This is a genomic window from Vibrio sinensis (assembly GCF_003605645.1).
GTDB classification, from domain to species: domain Bacteria; phylum Pseudomonadota; class Gammaproteobacteria; order Enterobacterales; family Vibrionaceae; genus Vibrio; species Vibrio sinensis.
This window is the reverse complement of sequence record NZ_QVMU01000004.1, coordinates 82,155-98,981: the sequence shown is the minus strand read 5'-3', so window position 1 is coordinate 98,981 and position 16,827 is coordinate 82,155. Positions and strand designations below refer to the sequence as shown.

Genomic DNA, 16,827 nt, shown 5'->3' with positions numbered 1-16,827 from the left:
AATGCCAAACTGAAAAGGAGTTCAATATGCCTTCAAACGAAAACAAATCTTTGAGTGGCGCAGGCTTACGTGGTCAAAGCGCTGGAAGCACCTCATTATGTACTGTCGGGAAGTCGGGGACCGGTCTGACCTATCGTGGTTATGATATTACAGACCTAGCGAATAACGCTGAATTTGAAGAGGTCGCGCACTTATTGTTACGCGGTCACTTGCCTAATCAAAAAGAATTGGATGCGTATAAGACACGTTTAGTTGGCTTGCGCGGCCTGCCGCTTCCATTGCGTCATGCACTTGAGCTGATTCCAGCAAGCGCTCATCCAATGGATGTTATGCGTACTGGTTGTTCAATGTTGGGTAATATTGAACAGGAAATGGATTTTTCTGAGCAAGAACATGCGACAGAGCGCATGTTAGCGTTATTCCCTGCGATTATTTGTTATTGGTACCGTTTTAGCCATGACGGCGTACGTATTGATACACAAGACCATTCTGAAGACTCACTTGGTGGCTATTTCCTCAAAATGCTGACCGACAAAGAGCCGAGTGAATTACACAAGCAAGTCATGCATTGCTCATTGATTCTTTACGCAGAGCATGAGTTTAATGCGTCGACCTTTGCTGCTCGTGTATGTGCATCTACGTTGTCAGATATTCATTCATGTATCACAGCCGCAATTGGTACGCTCCGTGGTCCATTGCATGGTGGTGCAAATGAGGCGGCTATGGAAATGATCCAAGATTGGCCAACGCCAGAGCAAGCTGAGCAAAACATTATGCAGATGCTTGAGAATAAAGACAAAATCATGGGCTTTGGTCATGCAATTTATCGCGAAAGCGACCCTCGTAATGCGTTAATTAAACGTTGGTCTGAAGTGTTAGCAGAGTCAGTTAATGACACTCAGCTATACGCTGTTTCCGAACGTGTTGAATCCGTTATGAAGCGCGAGAAAAACCTATTTTGTAATGCTGACTTCTTCCATGCATCGGCTTACCACTTCATGGATATCCCAACGCAGTTATTTACCCCAATTTTTGTGATGAGCCGTTTAACTGGCTGGGCTGCTCACGTATACGAGCAAAGAGAGAACAACCGTATTATCCGTCCAAGCGCTGATTATGATGGTCCAGAGCATCAGGAATGGGTTCCAATTGAGCAACGCGATTAATGATTAAGTTGAGTCGGAGTAAGTAGTATGAAGATTAAAATGAACAGCTTATATCGCAAATCGTTGCCGGGCACTCAGCTTGATTACTTTGATACGCGTGAAGCGGTTGAAGATATTGCACCAGGTGCTTATCAAACTTTGCCATATACATCACGAGTTTTGGCCGAGCAGTTAGTTCGACGCTGCGAGCCATCGCAGCTGACCGCAAGCTTAGAACAGCTTATTAAGCGTAAACGCGACCTAGATTTTCCTTGGTATCCGGCACGTGTGGTTTGTCACGATATTTTAGGGCAAACCGCATTGGTTGATTTAGCGGGTCTTAGAGATGCTATCGCCGATCAAGGTGGTGACCCTGCCAAGGTTAATCCGGTTGTGGAAACACAATTGATCGTTGATCACTCTCTGGCCGTTGAACATGGCGGCTTTGATACCCAAGCATTTGATAAGAACAGAGCAATAGAAGATCGTCGAAACGAAGATCGTTTCCACTTTATTGAATGGTGTAAAACGGCATTTGAAAATGTCAATGTTATCCCTGCAGGCAATGGCATCATGCACCAGATCAATTTGGAGAAAATGTCTCCGGTTGTTCAAGCCAAAGATGGCGTTGCTTATCCTGATACCTGCGTCGGCACCGACAGTCATACCCCCCATGTGGATGCATTAGGCGTGATTGCAATTGGTGTTGGGGGCTTAGAAGCAGAAACTGTGATGCTTGGTCGCCCATCAATGATGCGTTTACCTGATATTGTTGGCGTTAAGCTAACTGGAGAGCGCAAAGCGGGTATTACTGCAACGGACATTGTGTTAGCCATTACCGAGTTTTTACGTAAAGAACGCGTAGTGTCATGCTATTTGGAATTTTTTGGCGAGGGGACAAAAGATCTCACCATTGGTGACCGAGCGACAATCTCCAACATGACGCCTGAATACGGTGCAACGGCCGGGATGTTCTACATCGATCAACAGACGATTAACTATCTGACGTTAACCGGGCGTGATGCTGAACAAGTTGCCTTAGTTGAGCAGTATGCGAAACAAACGGGCTTGTGGGCTGATGATTTAGAAAGTGCCGTTTACGAAAGAGTGCTCGAGTTTGATTTGTCTATGGTTGAACGCAACATGGCAGGGCCGTCGAATCCACACCGCCGCTTACCGACATCTGAGTTAACAAAGCAAGGTATTGCGGGTGATTGGCAAGAAAAAGAGGGTGAACTGCCTGATGGTGCCGTGATCATTGCGGCGATAACGTCATGTACCAACACCAGTAATCCAAGAAACGTGGTGGCTGCTGGATTAGTTGCGAAGAAAGCGAATCAGCTTGGCTTAGTGAGAAAGCCTTGGGTCAAAACCTCATTTGCACCGGGCTCAAAAGTGGCCAAGCTTTACCTTGAAGAATCTAATTTATTACCAGAATTAGAAGCGTTAGGTTTTGGTATCGTTGGTTATGCATGCACAACATGTAATGGCATGAGTGGTGCTCTTGATCCGAAGATTCAACAAGAAATTATTGAGCGTGATCTTTATTCAACCGCAGTATTATCAGGTAACCGTAACTTTGATGGTCGAATTCACCCATATGCTAAACAAGCGTTCCTAGCTTCGCCTCCGCTGGTTGTCGCGTATGCGTTAGCAGGAACCATTCGATTCGACATCGAGCGTGATGCATTAGGTAAAGATCAACAAGGGAATCCAATTTTCCTCCATGATCTCTGGCCAAGTGATGAAGAAATTGATGCAGTGGTGAATCAGCATGTGAAACCAGAGCAGTTCAAGCAAGTCTATATTCAAATGTTTAAGTTAGACGATGCGACTGAACGCAGCGATCCTCTTTATGATTGGCGAGAAATGAGTACCTATATTCGCCGACCGCCATATTGGGAGGGGGCTCTTGCTGGAGAGCGCACGCTTTCTGGAATGCGTCCTCTAGCTGTTCTGGGTGACAATATTACCACTGACCATCTTTCGCCATCGAATGCAATTTTAGGCAGCAGTGCCGCTGGTGAATACTTAGGCAAAATGGGACTTCCAGAAGAAGACTACAACTCGTACGCGACTCATCGAGGCGACCACCTTACCGCTCAGCGAGCCACGTTTGCTAATCCTAAGCTGTTTAACGAAATGGTAAAAGAAAATGGCGAAGTGGTGCAGGGTTCTCTTGCGAGAGTTGAGCCAGAGGGCAAGGTAACTCGAATGTGGGAAGCGATTGAAACCTACATGGAACGTAAACAACCACTGATCATCATTGCTGGTGCGGACTATGGGCAAGGCTCTTCGCGCGATTGGGCGGCAAAAGGTGTTCGCTTAGCTGGCGTGGAAGTGATTGTCGCGGAAGGCTTTGAACGAATTCACCGTACTAACCTAGTCGGTATGGGTGTATTGCCTCTGCAATTTAAGCCGGGTGTTGATAGAAACACATTAGAGCTGAATGGTAGCGAACTGTACGATGTGATTGGTGATATTACACCAGGAGCTGAATTAGCGTTGGTGATTACCCGTCAAAATGGTGAAAAACTCGATGTTGCCGTGACGTGCCGACTCGATACCGCAGATGAAGTGAATGTGTATAACGCTGGTGGCGTTTTACAGCGCTTTGCACAGGACTTTCTCGCACAGTAAGGAACTTGTGATGACTCAGTTGAAAATTCCAGCCACTTACATGCGAGGTGGTACCAGTAAAGGCGTGTTTTTTAAGCTTGATGATTTGCCTCTAGAGGCTCAAGTCGCGGGGGAAGCACGTGACAATTTACTGTTAAGAGTAATTGGCAGCCCTGACCCTTATGCTAAACAGATTGATGGCATGGGGGGAGCGACTTCAAGCACGAGTAAAACCGTGATTGTTTCTGCCAGTTCACAACCGGATCATGATGTTGATTATCTATTTGGTCAGGTTTCGATTGATAAGCCATTCGTGGATTGGAGTGGTAATTGTGGCAACTTGACTGCGGCTGTTGGCGCTTTTGCGATACACAGTGGCTTAATTCCAGCATCGAAAATCCCCGAGAACGGCACGGTGACCGTGACTGTTTGGCAGGCGAATATCCAAAAAACCTTGTTGGTTCAAGTGCCGATTACGGATGGATTAGTGCAAGAAACGGGGGAGTTTGAGCTCGATGGTGTTGCCTTTCCTGCTGCTGAGATTCAGGTCGATTTCGTTGAGCCCGCTAATAGTGATGGTTCAATGTTTCCAACCGGAAATCTTGTTGATGAACTGCATGTCCCTGAAGTCGGCAGTTTTAATGCGACTTTCATTGATGCCGGTATTCCGACGATCTTTATCGATGCAGAATCAATTGGGTACAGTGGTTCAGAGCAGCAAGATGACATAAACAATGACCCACTTGCGCTGCAAAAGCTTGAGACGATTCGAGCTCATGGGGCAGTGAAGATGGGGTTGATTGAGGATGTTGAACAAGCTAAGGCGCGTCAGCATACTCCCAAAATTGTAATGATTGCGCCACCGCACAACTATCAAAGTTCCAGCGGCAAACAGATCGCGAGTACAGACGTAGATCTCCTGGTTCGAGCTATGTCGATGGGCAAACTTCACCATGCCATGATGGGAACAGCGGCGGTGGCGATAGCTTCTGCTGCAAGTATCCCCGGAACGTTAGTTAACTTGGCCGCTGGCGGCGGAGAAAAACCATCGGTGATATTTGGTCACCCATCAGGAACGATGAAAGTCGGGGCGCAAGCTGAGCAAACCGCTTTAGGTTGGGTTGTTACTAAGGCGAGCATGAGTAGAAGTGCACGAGTTCTAATGGAAGGTTGGGTAAGAGTCCCTCACTAAGCTTGGATAATGGAGACGAGATAATGTCGGAATATCAAAAACAATACCAATGGGCAAAGACCCAACCTGAGGAATTTTGGGGCGAACAAGCGAAAAATATTGATTGGTTTATTGAACCAACCACCATGCTATCAACTGATGAAAATGGTATTGAACGTTGGTTTAGTGATGGTGTATTGAACACCTGCTGGCTAGCGTTAGATTATCATTGTGAACAAGGTCGTGGCGATAACATTGCGTTGATTTATGACTCGCCAGTAACCAATTCGAAACGTCAATACAGTTACATTGAACTAAGAGATCAAGTAGCCAAAATAGCGGGTATGTTAGCTGAGCAAGGCGTAAAAAAGGGGGATCGTGTCGTGATATACATGCCGATGATCCCTGAAGCTGCGATGGCGATGCTAGCTTGTGCCCGTTTAGGCGCGATACACTCAGTGGTTTTTGGTGGCTTTGCCCCCAATGAACTTGCCGTACGTATCGAAGATGCTGAACCAAAAGCGATTTTGACCGCATCTTGTGGTGTGGAAGTCAATAAGGTCTTGCCCTACAAACCTTTAGTTGACAAGGCAATCATGGACAGTCGCTGGAAACCGGAGTCTGTGTTTGTTCTTCAGCGTAACGAATGCACTGCTGAACTGACAAACGAGAGAGACATCGATTGGCAAGTGGCCTATGACACTGCTCTCCCACATGCTTGCGTACCTGTATTGGCAACCGATCCACTGTATATTTTGTATACATCTGGAACCACAGGAAAACCGAAAGGTGTTGTTCGTGATAATGGTGGTCATGCTGTTGCCATGAAGTACTCAATGAATGCTATCTATGCCATGCCTCAGGATGGAGTGTTTTGGGCGGCATCAGATGTCGGTTGGGTCGTTGGGCACTCGTATATTGTTTATGCGCCGCTTATTCACGGATGTACAACTATTTTGTTCGAAGGTAAGCCGGTTCGAACGCCAGATCCCGGCGCATTTTGGCGTGTATGTCATGAATACAATGTTGACGTTCTTTTCTCTGCTCCAACTGCTTTTCGCGCGATTAAAAAAGAAGATCCGGATGGTGAATGCCTCAACAACTATGATTTGTCGAATTTAAAAACGATTTTCATGGCTGGTGAACGGCTCGATCCGCCGACACTCGATTGGGTTGAAAGTCATACGGATAAGCCTGTGATTGACCATTGGTGGCAAACGGAGACAGGATGGGCAATAGCCGGAAATACGATGGGTATTGAGAAAATGCCCATCAAATCTGGCTCTGCAACCAAACCTATTCCGGGTTATCAAGTTGAAATTCTTAATGAGCTTGGAGAGGTGATGGGGCCAAATGAACAAGGTTTTGTATCATTAAAACGCCCATTACCACCGAGTTGTTTACCAACGGTATGGCGCAATCATGACCGTTTTGAATCTGGTTACTTGAGTCAGTTCCCTGGTTATTATGTTTCTGGTGACGGTGGTTATTTAGATGAAGATGGTTACCTATTCATTATGGGCCGCATTGATGATGTTATTAACGTTGCTGGTCACCGACTTTCTACTGGCGAGATGGAAGAAATCGTTGGTGGTCATCCAGCCATAGCTGAATGTGCCGTGGTCGGTATCCACGATGATCTTAAAGGGCAGTTACCGCTTGGTTTCGTGGTTCTCAAAGATGGACAGAAAATTGATGATCTGGATCTTGAAGCTCAGTTGGTCGGTAAAGTTCGTAACGAAATAGGTGCGGTGGCTTGCTTTAAGCACGCACTTGTTGTTGAACGTTTACCTAAAACTCGTTCGGGTAAAATTCTTCGCCGAGTGATTCGTCAGATTGCAGATGGGGAATCGTACACGGTTCCCTCAACGATTGATGATCCAAGCAGCTTAGATGAAATTAAAAAAGCGATTGGGCACAGTTAAAGAGCCTCTTCGCCATTGTCATATAGCCCCGTCTTCGGGGCTTTTTTATTGATAAATTGTCTAGTTCCGAGCACACTGTGCCTTTATTCGTTACCTATAATAGAAATGATGCAGTTTTTAATTAGCCCCGCCCAACATTCACACCTCGAACAGCTCAATGATTTAATGTTTGAACTGCACCATGAGCATCATCTCCGTGACCCTAAATTATTTAAAACGGCCCAAGAAATCGAGCAAGAGAAAAGTATCGCACGCTATCTTGATGATCCTGAGTGCTTAGTCTTTGTCGCACATGTTGATGAAACTATCGTAGGTTTTATAACTGGGCATTTTTGTGAGTTGGTTTCTACGGTGAGTCAACCTGTTCAAATGGGTAGTATAGATGAACTCTATATTCAGCCAGATTTTCGTCATAATGGTATCGCAAAACAATTAGCGATGAAGCTAGAAGCTCGTTTTGAAGAGTATGGTGTGAAAGAAGTCTTTGTTGAAGTTTGGGATTCAAATGAAGACGCGATGCAATTTTATCAACAATACGGCTTTGATAAGCATATTCACTGGCTTAGAAAGCCAATTAGCAAATGAAAGTAAACGAATAATCCATGAACTATTTCATCGTGCTTTTCCTGTCTATTATTGGGTCACTACCCGTATTAGCGGCTGAAAAAAATAATAACGAGGACATTAAGGGTGCCGCATGTCTAATTCGGGCTGAAGACAAACTGGTCATGATCAATGAGATTATTACCGGAAAAATATCGCTGCCAGCGGGGGGCTTGATTGACAATGAATCTGCTCAACATTCAGCCGAAAGAGAAGCATGGGAAGAAACCGGACTGATTGTTTCGGCACAAAAAGAGTTAGGGCGTAAGAATGGAACGGTTTATTTCGACTGTGTTGCTGACTCTAATATTGTCGCTTTTGAATTTCAAAATAGTTTTGATGGATTTGAACTGCCTATATGGTTCGCACCGCATTATGGTGTGGAAGTATCCAGTGCGATGTTGGTTAACCCTTATGAGATAGCGTCTCAACAGTATCGCTATCCACAGCGCTGGCAAGAGGTGCTGAATTTATTTCAAGAGGCATCGATTCAAGAGATTACCTATGTCAGCCATTTGATCGAAGCTGCGCCATACTACAATCAGGTAGAGTTGAGTTGGATGGTCGCGCTACAGCAATCATTGGCCCAAATGTCTGATGTTGCAATGGTTATTTTCCAGTCAATGATCTTAAATGGTCAACTTCTAACCCAACCAGCGTTATTACTGATATTGCTCCCGATTGTTTTCTGGCAATTTGGGACCGGATATGGGTACAAAATACTGTTTGCGGTGACGGTGACATCATTAATAAGTTTGGTGGCACAACAGGGATTTGAATTGCCAAGGCCTCATGATTATTTACCAGTTGTTGAATTATCACAAAGTTATGGATATGGCTTTCCAAACCTTGCCACTGCTATTTGGTTTTGTGTCGGCATCTTACTGCTTAATACGACTAATAAGTTGGGGTTCAACCGTTATTTCGCTGTGTTTATCGGACTTGTGTCTTGGATGATATTTGAACAATTTTATACGGGCGGAGCATTTTTAGTCGACAGTATTGGCGGCGCGTTGTTAGGCAGTTTGTGTGCGTGGCATCTTATTCGTTTAGAAGCGAGAGACTGTTTTGATATTAATGCTTTACTTTCATCGGTAGGTATCTGGTTAGTATTAATTGTTGGCTGCGTGATATTGACATTGTTATGGCCAATACCTGTTTTTACCGCTTGGCTAACGACAGTCATCAGCATTGCATTGGTGGTCTTTTTGTTTAAAGGAAAAGGCAGCGTTATAGATATCAAGCATTTGATCTTTATCGTATTAGCCTTGTTACTGATTAATGAAATATTCAACTACGCGAAGCTTTTGGTGACAGACAGCAGTGTGCACTCATTGGTTGTCGAGTTGTTACGATACCCAGTGATTATTTTTGTTTTCGTATTCGCTATTCAAATGAAAATCATCAAATAACATATCTATTGCGATGAGAGTTAGCAGTGCTTATGCTCGCTTAGCGACTCGTTTCGGATAAGATAAATGGGCTCTGATGAGCCCATTTATCAAATAGAGTTTAAATTGATGTGCTTAAATATTAGCACTTAAACTGGGATACTAGCTGATCAAGTTCGACACATTGATTTGCTAAGGCTGCGACGCTACCCTCAGCTGTGTGAACAATAGTGACGATATCTCCGCTATTGGCAGCAATGCGTTGTATATTTTGATTCACTTCATGGCTGACGCTAGTTTGTTGGCTTGCTGCCGTCGCAATATGGCTATTCATATCATTCATTTTACTAATTGCATTAAGTATTTCAGTAAGCGAAGCGGTAGCTTGGCTGGCCGATTCAATAGTACTTTCGCTACTGCTTTTACTCGATTCCATAACGTTTACCGCTTCACGTGCACCTATTTGCAAACGTTCTATCATAGCTTGAATTTCGCCAGTGCTTTGTTGCGTCCTGCTTGCAAGAGAGCGCACCTCGTCAGCAACGACTGCAAATCCGCGGCCTTGTTCGCCTGCGCGGGCTGCTTCAATCGCTGCGTTTAGCGCCAATAAGTTAGTTTGTTCAGCGATTCCTCTAATCACATCAAGAATCGAAGCAATATTACTTACATCGGAATCGAGGGTGTGGATGACTTCACGTGCATTATCGATATCCGATGCCAGATTTCGAATTGAATTCACAGTTGAGACAAGATTGGTATTCGTTGCTTGTACCTCTAAGTTCGCACTTTCGCTGGCTTGTGCAGCAATGGATGCGTTTTCACTAACCACATTGCTTGTTTCTTGCATTTCGTGCACAGCGGTTGATACCATTTCACTTTCTTGCTGTTGCTGCGAGGTTTGATTGGCAATGGTGTGAGAAATCTCAGTGATCTTATCCATTTCCAAGCGAACGGCTTGGGTTGTTTGAATGACTCGTTCTATCGTGGTGCGAATTTTACTGATAAATTTATTGAATTCTAAGGCAAGTTGGGCGATTTCATCGTTTGAAGAGACAGTCAAAGTCTGGTTCAAGTCACCATTACCTGACGCTATTTTCTCCATGGCAGATCTAACTTCTTCTATAGGTTTGACGATAGATTTCACCAAGAAGAAAACAATACAGATTGCAAATAAAATGACAAGAATGGTACCAATTTCTAATGTTGTTTCTGCTCGAAATGCCGCTGCAGCTATTTGATTTTGTACTTCTTTTTGCTTGGACTCGATTTGGTCTTTTACCACGTTAAGCAACTCACGAACTTCAATAAATTGTTGGTCGTAAATCAACTTGTCAGCATTGTATTGTCCAATCCATTGATCGCGTGGGAGCGAAAATAGATATTCGTAACTGTCGAGCCATTTCTTTGTGGCATCGGCTAACCTATCAACATCGCCTTGAGAAGAAAGTGGTAATAATCCAGCTCTAATGGTTTCCCCAGTCGCTTGCATGCGAGGTAGGGCTTTGTAAGCATTATCTTCATATTCGAAAACATGATGTTCGAGTTCACTCACTGAGTCAGAAAGAACAACTGCTTGAACAGCGGAAGTCGCTTGATAGAGATCTCGATAGCCATCTTCAATTTTAAACAGGGCTGGCACGATTACGCCATTTAGAGACGCTGTTAACTTTGTTTGTTGAGTAGAAGCTACGATATTGAGTATCGAACTGACGGCAAAGGAAAGTATGATAATGAGAAAAGGAATCGTAATTTTTTGTTTTATTGACAACTTCTTAAGCATGGTTAAATAGCCCAATTAATGGTATGACGTTCCGAAAATGCTATCAAATATGCATTAAGTTGTATCTAAAGAGATGCTGGTTTCACTAGATTGTGTTTTTAGTTTCGATCCATATTAAACTTTTGATGTATTTCTATACCCAAACTACTTGGAGTCATAGGATTGATCTTGTTTCGAGAAGTCGTTAAGGTTCGCGTAAATAGATGAAACAGAGAGAGACTAGTGTGACTGAATACAAAATAAATGAAATGTTTCAGACTATTCAGGGTGAGGGAGTATTCACAGGAGTACCGGCAGTTTTTGTTAGGTTACAAGGTTGCCCGGTAGGCTGCGCTTGGTGTGATACCCAGCAGACTTGGGACTCCGCCCCCGAGAACGAAGTGTCACTAAATGAAGTACTCGTAAAATCATCGGATTCGCCGACTTGGAGCCGCGTGAGCACTCGAGATATCCTCGTGCAATACCATCAAAAAGGTTACACAGCAAAACACATTGTTATTACTGGTGGTGAGCCGTGTATTTATGACCTAACATCCTTGATTGAAGCGTTTGAGTCCATTGGCTGTCAATGTCAGATAGAAACTAGTGGTACTTATGCGATTCAAGCAACACCGAATACATGGGTTACAGTGTCACCTAAAGTGGCGATGAAAGGTAAGTTACCAATTTTGGACTCGGCATTGCAGCGAGCCAATGAAATTAAGCATCCGGTAGCAACGCAAAAAGATATTGAGCAGCTTGATCTGTTGATCGAGCGTGCAATGGTTTCAACTGAAACCATTATCGCCTTACAACCAATTAGTCAAAAACTGCGAGCAACGCAGTTATGTATTGATACTTGTATTGAGAGAAACTGGCGTCTGTCCGTACAAACTCATAAATATTTAGATATTGCATAGGATGTAACATGAACAAAGCGGTTGTTGTATTTAGTGGTGGGCAAGATTCGACTACTTGTTTAGTGCAAGCATTGAAAGATTACGATGAAGTTCATGCCATTACGTTCGATTATGGACAGAGACATAAACAAGAAATTGAAGTCGCGCAAAAACTAGCGGTTGAATTAGGTGTGAAAGCGCACAAGGTCATGGATGTGAGCTTACTGAATGAGCTCGCAATTAGTTCATTAACTCGTGACGATATTGCGGTCTCTCATGAGCTTCAAGAAAATGGTTTACCGAATTCATTTGTGCCGGGACGTAATATTCTTTTTTTAACTCTTGCAGGTATTTACGCTTATCAAGTCGGTGCTGACTCTATCATTACAGGTGTATGTGAAACGGATTTTTCTGGTTACCCTGATTGCCGCAATGATTTCGTGAAAGCGATGAATAGTGCGCTTGTTCAGGGCATGGATAAGCCCAAATTAGCCATAAAAACGCCATTAATGTGGCTCGATAAAGCGGAAACATGGGCGTTGGCAGACCAAAATGGCGCATTGGCATTGGTTAGGGAAAGAACTTTAACGTGTTATAACGGTATTATTGGTGATGGTTGTGGTGATTGCCCAGCGTGTGATTTACGCAAAGCTGGGCTAGAACGATACCTACAAAATACCCAAGAAGTTATGACTGCGTTGATTCGTAAGCAGCAGGCGGAAACAGAATAGGGTCGTTAAACGCATCAACAATACAGTTTTTACCATTCTTTTTTGCTTGGTAAAGCGCTTGATCCAAAATAGAGTAGAGTGCGTCAAAATCGCTTAGAGCCTTATAAGTCGCTAAGAATGAGAAGCTCGCTGTTATGGTTAGAGGAGTATTGTCCTCAGCTATAAATGTTTGATGTGCAATAACGTAGTGCAAATGTTCAACACGATCTCGAATATCGAGGTCGTCAACATTTCTTAATAGTAGAATAAATTCTTCACCACCAAGACGGCCACAGATTTCTCCTACACTCAGTTCTTTTTGAAGAATATTGGCCACATGTATTAACGCTCGGTCACCGGTTGGGTGGCCGTAAGTATCGTTAATCCGTTTAAAGTCATCTAAATCAAGTAAGATAATCACATGATTTAAATGATGACTGCAAAGCTCTGGTTGTTTTTTGATTTTTCTAATAGCTGCCGCACGGCTAAGTAACCCGGTTAGGGAGTCCAGTTCGACTCTCGCGATTTCTATTTTCCGTAAATACCAAAGTGCAGGAAGAAGTGCAGCTAAGACCGCCAATAAAATTTGATATATTTGCGTTTTTTCTTTTAGCGAAGCGATGTTTTTCTTATTCTCTTGAATAGTTGTGACCAGCTTAGACTCTTGCTTTGTATCTGAGTGATCTTTACGTGCAGTTTCTAATTCAATATAAGCACTTTGGTGACGCATATTTCTTCTAGCGAGTTCAGAATTAGCGTATTTTTGATAATAGTCGAGTGCTAGGCCATATTCTTCTTGAGATTCAGCGATAGAGGCGAGCACTTTTAGTGAACTGCCGATAAGTCGTTCACTTTCTATTGAAGAACCCAGCTCAAATGCTTGATTAGCGTAGTCGTTTGCAACACTGTATTTATTTTGAATTCGATAAGCTTCAGCTAAAGTTAAATAAATATCACCGCGTAATTTTGAATTTCCTTGCTGAGTTGCAGTTTCAATACCACCTAATAGATGAGCAATGCCGTCCTCAAATTTTTTCATTGCAATCATGGCTTTACCTAAACCTAATTGAGCATGCATAAGGCCATAAGGGTATTGATATTGTTCGACAATGATTTTTGATTGCATAAAATGATCGAAAGCATTTTGATAGTCACCGGTTTCGAATAGTACAGCTCCCATACTGTGATATGTTTGTGCCTTTAAGAGTGGTAAGGGGGAGTTTTCACGCATTTTTAATGCAATAGAGATGTACTCTTTTGCCTGATCATAATTTCCCAAGGTTTTTAATAGTAGGCCTGCATCATTATAGACACCTGATGCATCTTCAAAAACCGGGATAATAGAAAGTAGTTCTTTATAGGTAATAAGAGCCTCATCATAGTTACCGACAAATTCCTGATTATTCGCAACAATGCGAAGCGCAACGTATTTAGGTAGAACAGAGGATACTGCATTATTAATATCTTCATGCAAAGCCTCACAATAGACACTGGCTTGTTGGTATTGTGTTTGTCTGTTAAGTAAACGACACATATGATATTCGAACAGAATTTTTCCGTCGATATCTTTGTTTTCATTAGCATAGGAAAGGAGCTGTAAGTAATTATTTTTAGCCAAATCAAATTTGAGCTTTCCCTCATAGTTAATGGCGTCAATAAACAACTTTTCTCGACTGGAATGCTCAGGATCAAATGTTGAGGTACTTCCATAATAGGGTTGTCCCTGTAACATCATAAAGTTATGTATCTTTGAGCTTACGTATAACTTTTCAGTCCCTGATTCTAATGAATTATATCTGTCTTGCAGCATCGATAGTGCCAGACTAGGATTAGTTGCTAGTGTTTTTTTATAGGTTTTCTCCCACATAAAATCGTTATTTTCAGCTAAGCAAACATTAGAAAATAAAAGGGATGAGATAATAATAGAGGAGAGAAAAGAGCGCTTCATTGTTGTCAATAGGATTTTATTATATCTAATTACATAAATACCATACTATGTATCATATTGAAACAGAACAATTAATATGCTTATGGTTGTGCCATTTGTGAGTGTAAACTCGCATAATTATGAATAGTGGGTAATAAAAAACGCCAATTAAGGCGTTTTTTAATGACTGAGAGAGATTAAGCTAAATAAAGTTTTGCTAAATCACTTGGTTCCATTTCTTTGCCGTCAAGAGAATCATTCCAGTTGGTTCCAACTAGTACACCATCTTCAGCTAATGTTAGAAGCCAATCTTCAACAAAGATATCTAGTGGGATCTCTAGTACTTCAAAGTCAGCCCATTCTTCGACGTTGTGAGTTTGAGCATCAGATTTTGAAGACCAAAATGGCATGACTTCGCTTTCTTCAAATTCTGTGGATTCGCATGATAACCAACCTTCGTCATTTCTTAGACCCCATACTAGCTGGGTTTCTTTTGTTTCTTTAACAAATAACTCTAGGTTTGCTTGAATATCAGCAGATAGTTTGCTCATTGGATAGCTCTCATAATTGAAATTCGCGTAAGAGTAACACTTACACCGACAATATACCAAGAAAAAGGGGGGCAATCCGCCCCCCTTAAGTGAGTTATAGTCAGCGTGTTATTTCGCTTTCTTAGTAAAAATTGTCCACTCTTCTTTGACACTACCTTTATGGCCAATTACAGATGCGACAACTTTACGGTTTTGTGCATGGCTAACTTCATCATCACCTTGTGCTTCTAGATTTGTCGCACCAAAGCCTACGATGGTGATACGGTTGCTAGCTATACCATTTTGCTCCAATGCTCGCTCAACCTCTAATGCACGTCGTTTCGATAAATTCAAATTATATTCAGCTTTACCCACTTTACTTGCATAACCTTGAATCTCAATTGAAGTCTTTGGAAACTCTTTCAGAAATCGCGACATTTGCTCGATTTGATTTTTGAACAAAGGTTCAATTTCACTTGAATCGTTTGGAAATAGAATATGCAGACCAAGCTTCTCTTCAAGTTCAATGATTTCGCCACACCCATCATTGTCCACTTGTGAGTTTCGTGGCGTTCCTGTACACAAGTCACGAGCGTTGATGACACCGTCTTTGTCATCATCGAGTAAATCAGCCACTTGTGTCGCATCGGGCGTTGTTATGTAATCATATTGTTCTTCATCAGCATTTGCGTATGTTGAAATCGCTGCTGCACATGCCGTGATTAAAAATAATTGCTTGAACATATTAGTACTCCACGGCCTCGTTCCATTCTTCAGGTGTATCGACACGAAGTGCCATCAGTAAGTTGCCTGTCGCGTTCATAACACGATACTTCGCGTATTGTTCATCATATTTTGCATCAACGTAATCTTTACGAGCTTCGAAAAGTTCATTTTCGGTATTGAGGAGATCCAATAAAGTTCGTTTGCCGATCTTGTATTGCTTTTCATACGCAATAACAGTTTCGGATGATGCGTCGACGTGATCAGCTAAGAATTCTTTTTGTTGCAACGTTAGATCCAAAGCGCTCCAAGAAAGCTGTAAGCCTTCTTCAACTTGGCGATGAGCACGATCACGATAATCTTTTGCTATGTTGAGCTGGTAGGCGGCACTTTCAGTTCTGTCTTGGTCTGAACCACCATTAAAGAGGTTATAGCGTAATCGCAGCATTGCTGAAAGCTCATCGCTACTACCCTCAATACCACCCGCATCATCTCGCCAAGTCTGCGCCGCTTCAAATGAGAGCGTTGGGTAGTTGACGCCTTTGGTTTGGTCGTATTGGAATCGGGCAGAGTCGATGTCGACTTCCGCTATCTTGATAACTGGGTGATTTTTATAAGCGTCATTAAGTGCTAAATCTATACTTAACGGAATGAAATTTTGGTCAGCTCTAGGGAAGATCAAACCAAGAGGTGCTTGACCAACAATGCGTTTAAACTGAGTGTGCGCGTCAAATAAATTATTTTGAGCAGCGAGCAGATTTCCGTGTGCTTTAGCGAGTCGGCCTTCCACTTGAGTCAAATCTGCAGTAGAACCTATACCTGATTCAACGCGTCGTTTTATATCATGATAGATTTTTTTGTGAACGGCTAAGTTCGCTTCCGAGAGAGTAAGAATGTCGTAGGCTTTAGTTGAGTCTAAATATATTTTTGAAACTTCTAGCGCAATATCCGATGCGTCAGCTAATAATTGATAACGAACAGATTCTGCATCCGCAGAGGTTCGATCCATATCATTTAATGTTGCTGAACCATCCCAAATTAATTGAGTTAAACTTAATGTTGCTTCTTTTCGAGTTAGCTCGGTTTCAGGGCTCGTTGCTAAATCAACCGCTTCATACCCAATGCCAGCGTCGAGATCAATTTTAGGTAAGTAGGCCCCTGAAGAAGCTTCTGCATCGTAAACCTTACTCATAAATTCATTATAGGATGCTTTAATATTGGGATTGGTCGTGATGGTAAAAGATACCGCTTGTTCTAGCGTTTGGCTCTGCGCACCAAAACTAGTTGCTAACGCGACCGTTAGTACACTGAATTTATTCCAATTCACTTTGCTTCTCCTTGGGAATATCTTACGCGAAGAAATAGTACTCATTTTTTAATCTCACTTCAGAGAATTATTTTCGCTCCGGCACTAAGGTACTATTA

Annotated in this window: 13 protein-coding genes; 8 read left to right on the top strand and 5 right to left on the bottom strand. The window is 42.7% G+C overall.

Translation table 11 applies throughout. The features are described 5' to 3' along the window. Positions 1–26 precede the first annotated feature (26 nt). The 6 genes from prpC (at position 27) to DZ860_RS06785 (ending at position 8,875) form a co-directional block, all read left to right on the top strand. Complete coding sequence (gene prpC / locus DZ860_RS06810; protein WP_120030187.1) at positions 27–1,166, top strand: bifunctional 2-methylcitrate synthase/citrate synthase; 1,140 nt, start codon at positions 27–29, stop codon at positions 1,164–1,166. Between the two features lie 27 nt (positions 1,167–1,193). After that, entirely contained in the window at positions 1,194–3,785 is a 2,592-nt protein-coding gene (gene acnD / locus DZ860_RS06805) for a Fe/S-dependent 2-methylisocitrate dehydratase AcnD (protein WP_120030186.1), read from the top strand. Between the two features lie 10 nt (positions 3,786–3,795). After that, positions 3,796–4,956 carry a 2-methylaconitate cis-trans isomerase PrpF gene (gene prpF / locus DZ860_RS06800; protein ID WP_120030185.1) on the top strand — a complete coding sequence of 387 codons (1,161 nt, stop codon included), beginning with the start codon at positions 3,796–3,798 and terminating at the stop codon, positions 4,954–4,956. Between the two features lie 23 nt (positions 4,957–4,979). Further along, a complete protein-coding gene (locus DZ860_RS06795; protein WP_120030184.1) occupies positions 4,980–6,860 on the top strand; it encodes a propionyl-CoA synthetase in 1,881 nt (626 codons plus the stop codon). 105 nt (positions 6,861–6,965) lie between these two features. Then, positions 6,966–7,445 (top strand): GNAT family N-acetyltransferase, encoded by a 480-nt coding sequence (locus DZ860_RS06790; protein WP_120030183.1) that lies wholly within the window; start codon positions 6,966–6,968, stop codon positions 7,443–7,445. A 17-nt stretch (positions 7,446–7,462) separates the two neighbouring features. Further along, positions 7,463–8,875: a bifunctional NUDIX hydrolase/phosphatase PAP2 family protein gene (locus tag DZ860_RS06785; protein WP_120030182.1), complete on the top strand. Its 1,413-nt coding sequence runs from the start codon at positions 7,463–7,465 to the stop codon at positions 8,873–8,875. 121 nt (positions 8,876–8,996) lie between these two features. Here the strand turns inward: DZ860_RS06785 and DZ860_RS06780 are convergent, their stop codons facing one another. After that, positions 8,997–10,634: a methyl-accepting chemotaxis protein gene (locus DZ860_RS06780; RefSeq protein WP_120030181.1), complete on the bottom strand. Its 1,638-nt coding sequence runs from the start codon at positions 10,632–10,634 to the stop codon at positions 8,997–8,999. Between the two features lie 248 nt (positions 10,635–10,882). Here DZ860_RS06780 and queE point away from each other — a divergent pair, with 248 nt between their 5' ends. Beyond that, complete coding sequence (queE, locus tag DZ860_RS06775) at positions 10,883–11,533, top strand: 7-carboxy-7-deazaguanine synthase QueE (RefSeq protein ID WP_165862868.1); 651 nt, start codon at positions 10,883–10,885, stop codon at positions 11,531–11,533. Positions 11,534–11,541: 8 nt separating this feature from the next. Next, on the top strand, positions 11,542–12,243 hold the full coding sequence (queC, locus tag DZ860_RS06770) for a 7-cyano-7-deazaguanine synthase QueC (RefSeq protein WP_120030179.1): 702 nt from the start codon (positions 11,542–11,544) through the stop codon (positions 12,241–12,243). Here queC and DZ860_RS06765 read toward each other — a convergent pair. From DZ860_RS06765 to DZ860_RS06750, 4 genes are all read right to left on the bottom strand, one after another. Further along, positions 12,200–13,957, bottom strand: coding sequence for a GGDEF domain-containing protein (locus DZ860_RS06765; protein WP_243641824.1), 1,758 nt, complete (start codon positions 13,955–13,957; stop codon positions 12,200–12,202). The two genes, queC and DZ860_RS06765, sit on opposite strands and share 44 nt — an antisense overlap. Positions 13,958–14,346: 389 nt before the next feature. Then, a complete protein-coding gene (locus tag DZ860_RS06760; RefSeq protein WP_120030177.1) occupies positions 14,347–14,700 on the bottom strand; it encodes a DUF2750 domain-containing protein in 354 nt (117 codons plus the stop codon). A 108-nt stretch (positions 14,701–14,808) separates the two neighbouring features. Continuing rightward, the gene (locus DZ860_RS06755) at positions 14,809–15,423 is read right to left on the bottom strand and encodes an OmpA family protein (protein ID WP_120030176.1); all 615 of its coding nucleotides are present in this window, start codon (positions 15,421–15,423) and stop codon (positions 14,809–14,811) included. Position 15,424: 1 nt separating this feature from the next. After that, on the bottom strand, positions 15,425–16,729 hold the full coding sequence (locus tag DZ860_RS06750; protein ID WP_120030175.1) for a TolC family outer membrane protein: 1,305 nt from the start codon (positions 16,727–16,729) through the stop codon (positions 15,425–15,427). Positions 16,730–16,827: the final 98 nt, after the last annotated feature.

What these genes read in the sequence shown, in the direction of transcription:
- queE (WP_165862868.1), top strand. Translation starts at nt 10,883, where the DNA reads ATGTTTCAGACTATTCAGGGTGAGGGAGTATTCACAGGAGTACCGGCA.
- DZ860_RS06785 (WP_120030182.1), top strand. Translation starts at nt 7,463, where the DNA reads ATGAACTATTTCATCGTGCTTTTCCTGTCTATTATTGGGTCACTACCC.
- queC (WP_120030179.1), top strand. Translation starts at nt 11,542, where the DNA reads ATGAACAAAGCGGTTGTTGTATTTAGTGGTGGGCAAGATTCGACTACT.
- DZ860_RS06790 (WP_120030183.1), top strand. Translation starts at nt 6,966, where the DNA reads ATGATGCAGTTTTTAATTAGCCCCGCCCAACATTCACACCTCGAACAG.
- prpF (WP_120030185.1), top strand. Translation starts at nt 3,796, where the DNA reads ATGACTCAGTTGAAAATTCCAGCCACTTACATGCGAGGTGGTACCAGT.
- prpC (WP_120030187.1), top strand. Translation starts at nt 27, where the DNA reads ATGCCTTCAAACGAAAACAAATCTTTGAGTGGCGCAGGCTTACGTGGT.
- DZ860_RS06795 (WP_120030184.1), top strand. Translation starts at nt 4,980, where the DNA reads ATGTCGGAATATCAAAAACAATACCAATGGGCAAAGACCCAACCTGAG.
- DZ860_RS06780 (WP_120030181.1), bottom strand. Translation starts at nt 10,634, where the DNA reads ATGCTTAAGAAGTTGTCAATAAAACAAAAAATTACGATTCCTTTTCTC.
- acnD (WP_120030186.1), top strand. Translation starts at nt 1,194, where the DNA reads ATGAAGATTAAAATGAACAGCTTATATCGCAAATCGTTGCCGGGCACT.
- DZ860_RS06760 (WP_120030177.1), bottom strand. Translation starts at nt 14,700, where the DNA reads ATGAGCAAACTATCTGCTGATATTCAAGCAAACCTAGAGTTATTTGTT.
- DZ860_RS06755 (WP_120030176.1), bottom strand. Translation starts at nt 15,423, where the DNA reads ATGTTCAAGCAATTATTTTTAATCACGGCATGTGCAGCAGCGATTTCA.
- DZ860_RS06765 (WP_243641824.1), bottom strand. Translation starts at nt 13,957, where the DNA reads ATGATGTTACAGGGACAACCCTATTATGGAAGTACCTCAACATTTGAT.